At 56.5% G+C, this 11,729-nt stretch carries 10 protein-coding genes; all 10 read right to left on the bottom strand.

The genetic code is table 11. The annotated features are described in order from the left end of the window. Positions 1-14: 14 nt before the first annotated feature. Positions 15-1,652 carry a PhoU domain-containing protein gene (locus AB1724_03600; protein MEW6076875.1) on the bottom strand — a complete coding sequence of 546 codons (1,638 nt, stop codon included), beginning with the start codon at positions 1,650-1,652 and terminating at the stop codon, positions 15-17. Between the two features lie 5 nt (positions 1,653-1,657). Further along, positions 1,658-1,924, bottom strand: coding sequence for an amphi-Trp domain-containing protein (locus AB1724_03595; protein MEW6076874.1), 267 nt, complete (start codon positions 1,922-1,924; stop codon positions 1,658-1,660). A gap of 24 nt (positions 1,925-1,948) precedes the next feature. Next, positions 1,949-3,109: a hypothetical protein gene (locus AB1724_03590; GenBank protein ID MEW6076873.1), complete on the bottom strand. Its 1,161-nt coding sequence runs from the start codon at positions 3,107-3,109 to the stop codon at positions 1,949-1,951. Between the two features lie 125 nt (positions 3,110-3,234). Next, the gene (locus tag AB1724_03585; GenBank protein ID MEW6076872.1) at positions 3,235-4,932 is read right to left on the bottom strand and encodes a methyl-accepting chemotaxis protein; all 1,698 of its coding nucleotides are present in this window, start codon (positions 4,930-4,932) and stop codon (positions 3,235-3,237) included. A gap of 160 nt (positions 4,933-5,092) precedes the next feature. Continuing rightward, on the bottom strand, positions 5,093-6,343 hold the full coding sequence (gene murA / locus AB1724_03580; protein ID MEW6076871.1) for a UDP-N-acetylglucosamine 1-carboxyvinyltransferase: 1,251 nt from the start codon (positions 6,341-6,343) through the stop codon (positions 5,093-5,095). 115 nt (positions 6,344-6,458) lie between these two features. Beyond that, entirely contained in the window at positions 6,459-6,632 is a 174-nt protein-coding gene (locus tag AB1724_03575) for a hypothetical protein (GenBank protein ID MEW6076870.1), read from the bottom strand. Between the two features lie 41 nt (positions 6,633-6,673). Beyond that, positions 6,674-7,906, bottom strand: coding sequence for a menaquinone reductase integral membrane subunit QrcD (qrcD, locus tag AB1724_03570; protein ID MEW6076869.1), 1,233 nt, complete (start codon positions 7,904-7,906; stop codon positions 6,674-6,676). A gap of 44 nt (positions 7,907-7,950) precedes the next feature. Beyond that, positions 7,951-8,751 (bottom strand): menaquinone reductase iron-sulfur cluster-binding subunit QrcC, encoded by an 801-nt coding sequence (qrcC, locus tag AB1724_03565; GenBank protein MEW6076868.1) that lies wholly within the window; start codon positions 8,749-8,751, stop codon positions 7,951-7,953. 19 nt (positions 8,752-8,770) lie between these two features. Continuing rightward, positions 8,771-10,912, bottom strand: a complete 2,142-nt coding sequence (gene qrcB, locus AB1724_03560; protein MEW6076867.1) for a menaquinone reductase molybdopterin-binding-like subunit QrcB — start codon at positions 10,910-10,912, stop codon at positions 8,771-8,773. 59 nt (positions 10,913-10,971) lie between these two features. After that, the gene (gene qrcA, locus AB1724_03555) at positions 10,972-11,652 is read right to left on the bottom strand and encodes a menaquinone reductase multiheme cytochrome c subunit QrcA (protein MEW6076866.1); all 681 of its coding nucleotides are present in this window, start codon (positions 11,650-11,652) and stop codon (positions 10,972-10,974) included. Positions 11,653-11,729: the final 77 nt, after the last annotated feature.

Below are 11,729 nucleotides of genomic sequence, written 5' to 3'. Positions count from 1 at the left end.
CCGCGGTCAAATTGTCAGTAGAACAGAATTTCCATAGGAAAGGTAAAATCCCGCGGCCCGGCCGCGGCCCTTGCGGCGACCTGTTCCAGAAGAAAATGGGACCGCAGGAACATTTCCCGGGCGAAATCCTTGTTCAGCTCAAACCGGGTCGAGGTATAGAACGATCGGGCCAGGGCCAGGGCCATGCGGGCGCCGAATGTCGCATCATCGTGCCTTCCGGCAAAATCCGCGGAAAAACGCCAGAAACGGTCAATGACCCGGTTCAGCCGGTCCCGCAGCGGGCTCTCAAAGACCGGCAGGCGGAAATTGGATACCAGAAAAACCGAGGCGTCCTGAATAAAATCCCCCTGCCGCGACCGATGCAGGTCAATAAAGTTCACCTGTTGCCGCCTGGCGTCATAGATAATATTGTTGACATTAAAATCACCGTGAATAAAAACCGTAAAAGGCGCCGGAAATTTCTCTTCGACGCCGGCGCAGGTATCGATAATCTCCGCGGTGGACGGAATCCGCAACGCGTCAATACGGCTGCCGGCCCGGATAAAATCGGGATGAATGCGCCTGGTGGCGGTCAGGCGATCACGCAGCTGACCCATGTAACCGGTCTGATGGTCTTCAACGGTTCGGGTTTTTTCCCAGATCGTTTGAAGCGTCTTTTCCAGGGCGGACAGCGCCTTTTCCAACAACTCTCCGTCGCAGGTCAGAATCACCTCTTCAAAATTGCAGCCCATCAGGCACTCCACCAGCAGAGAGGCTTTTTTACCCTTTTCATGGTAGGCAAAGACCCTGGGGGCGATGCCGGGCATAAGACGGTCCCACTGGAGAATATTGTCCCGCTCCGTCTTTATTTTCCGGAGCACCCCTTCCTTGAATATCGCCTGAGGATTGTCCCGCTGCTCCTTGCCTGTATCCACCCGGCTGATGCGGCAGCCGGAACGGGATCCCCATATGGACTGGGTATGAATATTCTGAAAGGACCCGCGGATATCGGAGTTGGAAAGCGTCTTTTCCAGCGCTTCGACCTGCCGGATTTTAATGCGGTCGCCGGTGATGGCAAATATCATGGCCTCCCCGACATTCAGCAGAGCGTCGCCGATCCGTTCCAGGTAGCGGAAAATGAAAATGACCGTGATGAGGTTCCGGACATCCTCCCTCTTGTCCTGGAGTTCGCTCATGACCCGGTCAAAGTTGGTTTTGTATATCCGGTCAAGACAAAACTCCGCCCGGCATATGGCCAGGGCGCCGGCCAGGTCCCGGTCAAGAAATACCGGAACGATCCTGGAAAGAGCCGCCGTGATCTCATCGAACATGGCCTTGTAATCATATTGGCTGATGAAATCGTAATTGTTAAGATAAGTCATCTGGCGGGCGATATTGACACAAAAATCGGCGATCCGCTCCAGATTGACGCAGTTAACATGAAGCGACCGGATAGCGTTGATTTTTTCGCCGCGGCTCTCCTCCATGGTCTGGAGCCTTGAAAAGCACTGGTTTTCGATGACGGTCTTGAGATTGTCCACATAATCATCCTTGTCGTTGATCTCTTCAAATTGGTCCTGATTATACGAGACCAGCAGGCGGTGGGTCATATGGACCAGATTTTCCACCTCGGCGATCATAAAGCGGGTATTTTCGACAATCTCAGTGAGCATAAGCGTCAGGCAATGATGTTGATGTTTCTGCCGCCGGCATCCCGTTCCGCTTCCTTCCAGTACAGTTTGAGGCTCAGTTTGTTCTGCCGGGATTTCTTCTCCACCTTGACCTGGAACTGGATCAGGCCCCTGGGACTCAGCACCACGCACTCCTTGTCTGAATTCAGGGTAATCCGACCGTTACGGAACCCGTCGAGCAGGGACTGGAGATATCTCTGCACCGACTCTGTATCCTCATAGGATTCAAATTCAAACTGATTGTCCTTGGCCAACTTCTCGTCTCCTTTGCCTGGGTGTTATCCTCCGATACGGAGAGCGTATTCCCGGATCACGGACTGGCGATTCCAGCCCGCCGCGACCAGGGCGTTATGAATGTTTAAGTCCTCCCAGGCGGGCTGATACCCGACCTCCCGTTCCGCTTTTTCCCGGTTGCGTTCGTTTGCCGGAAGGGTCTTCTCTCCCATATGGGTATCATCCCCCATGAAAATCATCAGCCGTCTTGCGGACGGTCCGGCGCATCGGTTCTTTTTGTCCAGAACCGAGATCAGAAATTCCGTGTACCGGCGGGACTGGGGATTCCAGACTTCATAACCGTCCACATCGTAATCCGCCAGCAGAATGGGCCAGTATTGTTCGGGATGAGGCACGACGATGCCGGCCCCGTGCAGGCGGGCTTCTTCGATAATCTCCGAGGCACGATAAAAATGCTTGAGGGAAAAATCGGCCTTGACGATCACCTTGACGGCCTGAAGAAACGCCTGGGCCCGGTCAATCACCGTATCTCCGTAAACCGGCCGGAGCCTGTCAAAAAAATTCCGCAGCAGCTTGTTTCGGATCATGATGCCGGGTATCTCGGTTTCGTGACGGTCGAGCAGTGTCCCGACCTTCTTTACTATGGCCCTGACGAAGGCGATGATGTCGGATCCGGCGCCGGTGTTGCGTGCGGCAAGCCGCAGGCGGTGCTCGTTGGGTGTGACCAGGGTGTGGATAAAATCAAGCAGCTGCGAGGAGCGATACTGATAGGTATGGCGCAGCATGTTTTTCAAGATATGCGCATTGACGATCTTCTCCTGGCGGAAGTGAAGCAGAAGCTGCACCTTCTGATTGAATCCTTTGGAATAACAGTCCACCTCCACTCCGGCATAGCCGCAATGGCACATGATCTCATTGTGCTGGGTGGGAATAATCAGAGATGTTTCCAGGGACGGAAACATGACCCCCAATCGGCGAATGACCAGTTCCATGGGGACATATTCGGGATGCCAGTGGACAGCCAGGACATGGCGCTGACGGGGATAGGAAACCGGTGGGGAGACAATCTCGCTGATCTGCCCGGATGTCAATCCGACGGATATGATCTGCCGGAAAATCGCCTCATCCGCTTCGGTAATCTCATCGCCCACCACCGGAACTCCGGCGGATGTTTGGATAGGAAGGGGCGTCTGTTGATCCATCATCTGACCTGTCTGATACCATCGGAAAAATTGATATTTTAAAAATTAATTAGCAGGCTTTTATTGGACTGATGTTAGGGTTTTGTTAATTTTTAGGGGTGGTCGTCAGCTTGGTCGGTGGGCTGCTGTCAAATCCGGAATCGCGTCAGCCCGGAACGGAGTTTTTCCGATATGCCGTGGAGTTCATTGGCTTTGCTTTCGACGGACATGCTTTCGGCATGGATGGTTCCGGAGGAGCCTGCAATCTTCTCCACTTCCCGGTCGATTTCTTCCAGTGCCAGGCTGCTGTGGGCCACGCTTTGCGTTAGGGACTGCATGGCCGATGAAATCTGCGAAATTCCGGCCAGGATTTCCGATGATATCATGGCCTGTTTTTCGGAAGATTGAGAAATATGGGATATGATCGGGTCAACCGATTCGATGTTGCGGATAATTTCATTAATGCGATTGACGGTACTGGCACTGATCTTCTGAATATCATGAATGCGTTCGCTGATAACGCCGGCGGCCTCATTGGATTTACTGGCCAGCCCCTTGATCTCGTGGGCAACTACCCCGAATCCCCGGCCGGTGTCCCCGGCCCTGGCCGCTTCGATGGTGGCGTTCAGGGACAGCAGATTGGTCTGCTCGGAAATATCGGTAATCAGTTCGGTAATGCTGTTGATTTCATCGGCCGCTTTTCCCAGGCTGATGACGGTGTCTGAAATCTCCTCCGAATGCCGCACCGCCGCTTTGGTGACCACAAGGGCCTTTTCCGTTTCCCGGACGACATGACCGATGCCGGCGTTCATCTCCGCCGACACCTCCCTGATCCGCTGGATACTGGTCAGCGCCTGCTCCATGGATGCGGCCACGGTGTGCACGGTGCTCTTCACCTGATCCGTGTTCCGGGAAACCTCCATGGATTGTCGTTTGGTCTCACTGGTTTCAAAGGATACTTTGGAGGATGAGGTCAGCAGGCTCGACGAGGACGTATTCAGGACTTCGGCGTTGACCAGAATATCCCGGATCATGGCCTGCTGATTCTCGAGAAACATATTAAAGTTTTGGGACAAGCGACCGGTTTCATAGCTGCCGTTGACACGCAGCCGGGCGGTCAGGTCGCCGCTGCCCTGAGCGATCTGCTGGAACATTTCGGACGTTTTTTTCAAAGGGGCGGCGATCCGCCGGGATATCAGCAGCCCTACGAAAGAGGCCAGTATCAGAACCGTCAGGGAGATAATTGTTGAGCGGATGAGTTGGTCGTTAAGCTCCTCGGCCATGATCTTTTCCTGTTTCGCCACTACCATATCAATATCCGAAATATTCACGCTGGTGCATATGGCCCAGTGCCATTCCGGAAAATATTTAAAACACATCAATTTTTTAACCGGCTCGGCCGTTTCTTCCCCCTTTTCCCGGAACTCAAGATACCCTTCGCCCGTTTCCAGTGCGGTTTTCAATATCACCTGAAACAAATAGTTTCCGTCCGCGTCACGGTTTTCTTTTATAATCTTGTTTTCCAGGTCGGGCTTCTCCGGATAGACATAACAGTAGAAGTCCTTGTCAAAAACCAGAAAACTGTTTTTATGATCTTCTCCGAAGCGCATATCCCGCAATGCCTCAACCGCGTCCGTATAAAAACTCGCCTTGGAGGCAACCGAAAAGGCGTTGGACAACAAATCCCTGATTTGAGCCTTACGTTCGTTGGAGAGAAGCGTCCGCAGATCCCGCAGGTGATGCTCATGGTTGGTTCTCAGCGACATGAAATTCGCCAGCATGGACATGACGGTGATGACCAGTACGGTGAGAACCGTCAACAGACCTATTTTGGTTCCGATTTTCATTGCCTGCTCTCCTTGTCATTAGACAAAGCTGTCTTTTACCATGACAAGTATTAGGCAATTACGAGCGGCTGATTAAATTTCAGGGTCGGAAGCGGGCAGCCCGAAATCTGGAGAAAATGGCGGGCAAAAATTTGGAATACCGGGGAGAGAAAGGAAAAGACTATTTTTCCCGCCAGATGGCGGCGCCCAGTTCGGCGAACTTCTTTTCCAGGGTCTCATAGCCCCGGTCCAGATGGTAAACCCGGTTGATCGAGGTCCTGCCGGCGGCCACCAGCCCGGCCAGCACCAGGCAGGCGCTGGCCCGCAGGTCCGAGGCCATGACCGGCGCGCCGGACAGGTGGGGAACGCCGGTGACCACGGCCGAATTGCCGGTAATGGCGATATCCGCGCCCATGCGCTGCAGTTCGCTGACGTGAATAAACCGGTTTTCAAAAATGGTTTCGGTGATGACCGACAGGCCGCCGGCCACCGCCATGAGTACCATGAACTGGGCCTGCATGTCGGTGGGGAAACCCGGGTAAGGCAGCGTCTTGACATCCACGCTGGTAATGATATCGGCGCCCGCCACCCGGATGGAGGAGTCCTGAACGGTTACATCGGCGCCGATCTGGCGGAATTTTTCAATTTGTGCTTCCATGTGGTCCGGCCGGCAATGGGTCAGCGTCAAATCACCGCCGGTCAGGGCCGCCGCCGCCATGAAGGTGCCGGCTTCGATGCGGTCGGGAATGATCGCGGCCGTAACCGGTGACAGGCGCGGCACGCCAATAATGGTGATATCCGAGGTGCCGGCGCCGTCGATGCGGGCGCCCATGCGGATAAGCACATCCGCCAGTGCCTTGACCTCCGGCTCCCGGGCGGCATTGCGCAGGACGGTGGTGCCTTCGGCCAGGGCTGCCGCCATCATCAGGTTCTCGGTGCCGGTTACCGTGGGAATATCAAAATAGATGGTGGCCCCGGTCAACCGGTCGGCAATGACATCGACATAGCCGTGTTCCAGGTGAATTTTAGCGCCCAGGGCTTCCAGTCCTTTTAAATGAAAATTGATGGGCCGGGCGCCGATGGCGCAACCGCCGGGCATGGATACCCGGGCCTTGCCCAGCCGTGCCACCAGGGGGCCGAGGACCAGCACGGAAGCCCTCATTTTACGGACCAGGTCATAGGATGCTTCATGGTTACGGATTCCGGAAGCGTCGACCCGGGCGGTATGGTCGGAAAACCCCGCCATGGCGCCCAGCTGAATCAGCAGGTCCAGAAAGCTGTGCACGTCCTGGAGGTCGGGCACATTTTCAAAAACACAGACGCCGTCGGTCAGAATCGACGCGGCCAGAATGGGCAGAGCCGCGTTCTTGGCGCCACTGATCCTGACTTGTCCGGAAAGCCTTCGTCCCCCATCAACGACAATTCTGTCCATTAGTCATTCCTTCTATTCCCAGAAAAAACGCCTTGACAGAAACTGGCAAGGCGTTTTGTAAAACCTCTTGTCACAGAACCACGGCAAACGTCCGCGCCGGAATCACCGGCCCGGATCAGTGATGACCGCCATGGTCATGATGGTCGTCATGATTCAAAAACGTGTCATAGAGGGCCTTGGCCACGCAGTATCCCACGCCCAGTCCCAGGATCGACAGCGCGTACCAGAGGCCGCCGTGAAACACCAGATGGGCCGTATCCCAGTGCCATTCAAAGACAAACGGAAACATATGCTCTCTCCTTGTTCTATGCGCCGGCGGGGTTACCGGATCTACGGATTCAGTTCCTTCTCCTGCGGGAAAACGGGCAGGTAGCGGTGAGCGAAGGCGATCAGCAGCACGCCATAGGCCACCGGCAGAATGGTGGTGGCCACTTCCTGCCAGCTGGGAATATAGAGCTGCCAGGTGTCAAAGGGCATGACCGGCACCGCCATGACCTGAAGCACCATGACCCAGCGGTTGATGGATATGCCGACACAGGCCAGTACGGCCGCCAACACCAGCATCCGGGGGTTGTTGCGTCCTTTTTCGCTGATCAGGATCAGGGCCGGGATCAGACCGCCGACGATCACTTCCGCGATCAGGATCCAGTACCCGTAAAAAGCGTTGTGGCTGTAAAACTGCCCCAGGGTAAACCCGCCTTCCGGCGCCGTCACCAGGGCCCAGTAAACGGTATCAATGGTTTTAGCCATAATATAGGTCAGAATCATCCAGCCGGATATTTTGGCCAGGGTGTGGATGGCCGGATCGCCGACCAGTTTCTTGCGGGTGATGGCCTCGGTTATTTTGGTGACCAGGATGGTGAAGCAGGGGCCGCAGGCCGCCGCCGACCAGGTAAAAAGGAAGAACGTGGACGGCCAGACCAGCAGGCTTTCACGGAAGGCAAAAGGACGGCCGTAAAGCACGCCGGCCACGCCGCCCAAAGAACCCTGATGGAAAAAAGACAGGAACGCGCCGGTGGCCGCGAACACCGCCATGATCTCATGCATGTTGTGGCCGAGATGGTGGAAAAACGTTACCTTGTTCAGTTGGCGCTGTTCCAGGACAAGGGGCACAAATTCAATGGTCAGCACGGCAAAATAACAGGACAGGCAGAAGGCCACTTCCGTCAGCATGGAGTGGACGTTGGCGTGCCAGAAGATGAACCAGCCCCGCAGGGGCTGACCGATATCAATGGCCAGGATGAGCAGTGCCGAACTGTAGCAGATAAACCCGATGACCACGGCGAAGTTGATGATATTCTTCAGTTCGTCTTTGCCCACCAGGTACCGCAGCAGGCCGGTGAAGAAGGCGCCGCCGCCTAAGGCGATGACGGCCAGATCGGCCCAGATCCACAAGGCGAACCCGTAATAGTCGTTCATGTTGGTCTGGTTCAGGCCCTTGATCCAGCACAGCAGCATGGCGTAGACGCCCCACAGCAGCACCGCCCCCACGGCCAGCACGCCGAGAATAAACAGCGGCAGCGGACAGCGTTTCACTCCCTCGGGTATCAATGCGGAATCCATAAACACTTGCTCCTGAAAAATATGTTATAAAACGAATCGCGTTTTTAATGCCTTCCGGCGTTCTCCCCCCTGGCGGCATCATTATCCGCCTGGCGGCGCACCCATTCCCTGGTGGAGGTGTAATATACCTTGGGATTGGTGCCGAGACGTTCCAGCAGGCGGAATACAGCCGGGTTCTTCGGCCTGCCGCCATGCGCATCATCCGGACCGACCACCCGTGTAACGGTATGATCCGGGTTGTTCAGGTCACCAAAAATGATGGCTCCGGCGGGGCAGGCCTGCGTACAGGCGGTCTGATATTCATTTTCTTCCAGTTCCTCCCGGCTTTCATAGTACGCCTTTTCCATGGCCTGCTGATACCGGTGGAAACAGAAGGTACATTTTTCCACCACCCCCCGCATGCGGGGAGAAACATGCGGGCTCAACGATTCCTTCATCCCTTTTGGCCAGATCGGATCATACCAGTTGAAATACCGGGCATGGTAAGGGCAGGCCGCCATGCAGTACCGGCAGCCGAAACAGCGGGTCGGGATCTGGCTGACGATACCGGTGGAAAAATCGTAGTCCGTGGCCACCGCCGGGCAGACGGAAACGCACGGGGAATGGCCATGCTCGCCTTCGCACTGCATGCAGGGTCGGGGCAGGTAGCAGATCTCCGTATCCGGAAAAGGCTTGCCGTTGGTCAGTCGGTACACCCGCATCCAGGTGATGCTGACCAGTTTGTTGGACTCATCCTTTTTAAAAGGCACGTTGTTTTCCGCCATGCAGGCCACCATGCAGGACCCGCACCCCGTGCACTTGTCCAGGTCGATGAGCATGCCGTATTTTTTACCGTGGTTACTCATTAAAAACCTCTTCTATAAATTAGGCTGTGGTGAGTTTCGCTTTTACGCCCCAGGCCACGTCAAGGCCGGAAACCGGATCTTCCACCGGTCCGATCAGGGCGTTGATATTGACGCCTTTTTCAGCCAGATAGTCGTCATAGGCGGCGTGCCCCAGCCCCCTGGGCATGGCGATCACATCCGGCGCGATGCCATCGGTGACATGGACTCTGACCCGCGCCTTGCCGGCCGGGGTTTCCAAAAAGGCCGGCCGGCCGTCAGCCAGATGATACCGTTCAGCGGTAACGGGATTGACTTCCACAAAAACATCCGCCTGTTTGAGAACCGTGTCGGCAACCGTTTTCAGGACAAAGGGAGGCGTTCCGATATGCCCTCCCCAGAGTCTCATGGAATCATAAGGAATCAGCGTCAGCGGCCAGGCGCCGTTCTCGCCTTGCCCCGGCGGCTGAAGCTCGGCCGATTCCACCAGCGCCGCAAAGTTCATTCCGCCGGCCGGGATCTCCGGTCCGGTTTCAGCCAGATATCCCTGGTCGGACAGGACATCCCATTTGTCCGCCATGGTCTGTTTCAGGCAATCCTCAAAGTTTTCCCAGGGGAAAGCCGCCGCCACGTCATCCCCCATGGCCCGGGCCAGATCGATCAGCACATCACCGGCATGCCGGCTGCCGAATTTCGGTTTGACCACCGGTCGGGACAACCCCACCAGCGGCTCCTTTAAACCGGCCGTGATCAGGACATCTTCATACCGTTCCAGATAGGCGTGTACCGGCAGGACATAATCCGCCGCCGCGGCGGTTTCATCCATATAAGAAGAAAGACTGACAACCAGCGGAATCTTGTCAACGGCGCCGGCAAGGGCCGGGGCGCCATGAAGGGTAAACAGGGGATTGGCTTCCATAACAAAAAGGGCCTGAACAGGCGGCTGCGCACCGCCATTGATCAGCTCCGGCAGCCGGTGGACATCCAGACGCGTTCCGTTTGATTTCTGAGCCGCCGAACCTTCCGGCTCCGGCCAGTGGATATAATCCGGAGCGGCGTTTATCCGGACACCGCCGGACCGGTTGAAGCCGCCGGCCAGGGCGTTGAGGGCCAGCACAGCCATGGCCTCCAGGCTTTCCACGGGATCCTGGCCGGCGCCTTTGCCGCAGACCGCCACCGGCCGGGGCGATCGGGCAAAATCCCGGGCCAGCTTTTCGATTTTCGGCTCTTCCACGCCGGTCTGCCTGGCCACGGCGCCCGGGGCGTAACGGCTTTTGAGCAGTTCCCGGAAGGCATCAAAGGCCTTGCCGGCCGCTTCGATGGCTGGATCATGAAGTCCGTCACGGACGATGACATGCGCCAGCCCCAGGGCCAGGGTCGCCTCCGTTCCCGGCTTGACGGGAACCCAGACATCGGCCTTGGCGGCGGTGTTGGACAGCCTGGCCTCCACCTGGACCAGGGTCGCTCCGTTTTCTTTCCAGCGGCTGTGGGCCTGAAACATTCTCACCGGCGACCCCCAGCCGTCCAGAAGACCGCTGCCGAAACTTAAAACATACGAACTGTTTTCAAAATCAAACGCCGGGACGCCGGCGGTTCCCAGCATCCTGCCGGCGGCAAAAGCCAGGGAGTCGTCAACCGCGGGAATTCGAATAAAATGGGGCGATCCGAAAACAGTCAGAAACCGCTGCAGCAACCGGCCGGTGGTATTTTGACCGGCGCCGGTGATCGCGGCTACGGATGGCGACTTGCCGTTCCGGCGCAAATCATTGAGCCGGCCGCTGATTTCCGAAAGGGCCTGATCCCAGCTGATCTTTTCAAATCCCCCCTCTTTCTTTTTCAACGGTTCCTGAACCCGCCAGGGGCCATACAGGAGCTGCAGGCCCGCCAACCCCAGGGTGCAGATGCCGCCGTTATTGACCGGATATCCCTGGCGCCCCTCAATCTTCACCGCCCGGTTGTCGATCTTCCGAACGGAGATGCCGCACCCGCCCGGGCAGAGAGAGCAGACGGAGGTCGCCACGGAAACCGCGCCGTCCGGCGGAACCGGCACCTCATTGGGCATGTACCGGAAGGTCTGGGTCCAGATGGAGAGATCATCCGTCAGTTTCAGCGGCAGCGGCGTCAATGCCGTCCCCGCCGCGACTCCGGCCGCCAGTGATAGAAAACTTCGTCTGTCAATTTTCATATACTGTTCCCCTTATTCATAAGAACAAATCCGTTCTGTTTTTCTTCCTCAAAACGCGGTTATTTATGGCACTGAAAACAGGCGCCCTTGCTGCCGGTCTCTTTATCATGGCAGCGGGCACAGTCATCCATCTTCATGCTGTCCCAGGGATTCTTCTTGAAAATACCGGTCAGGTCCTCGCCCCAGATATCCCGGCTGTAACCGGTGATCCGGTTTTCCTGGTAGGTTTTCAGGCTGGTGGATTCCCCGATGGGACCGTGGCACGCTTCGCAGCTCATGCCCGCTTTGAGCACATGGGCGGCGTGGGAGAAGAAAACACAATCCGGCTGACGGGAATAGATCAGCCAGGGCACCTCCTGGTCCTTCTCCATATACTCCTCCACGAACTTCAGTTCTTCTTCGCTTTCGCCGATGGCCGACTCGTGGCAGTCCCGGCATTGATCCAGGGTGGGAACACCGGAAAAGGTGCCGTCCTCACGGAAGAAATGACAGGACTCGCACCCGTCCGGCACTTCGGCCATGTGAAGTTCATGATTAAACTGAACCGGCTGTTCCTGCTCGGAATAAAGCAGCGCCGGATAAACCACCCAGCCGACGGCCAGGGCAATCCCCAGCCCCGCCAGGAACGCCAGGATCACCGCCAGGAGGCCTTTGTCCTGGGACACCTTGCTTACACCCGTCTCCTCACCGCCGGCGGCCTCACCAGCGTCACATTTGCATTTGTCGTCTGTTGTGTCCATGAAAACCCCGTTATTATTATCGGTTACCTTGTCTCTCCCGTCTGAACCCGTACTTCACAATCGTAAGTATCTTTGGA

The organism is Thermodesulfobacteriota bacterium (genome assembly GCA_040753795.1).
Classification (GTDB): domain Bacteria; phylum Desulfobacterota; class Desulfobacteria; order Desulfobacterales; family Desulfosudaceae; genus JBFMDX01.
Note: the sequence above shows the minus strand (reverse complement) of the source record. Positions and strands in the feature narration are given on the sequence as shown.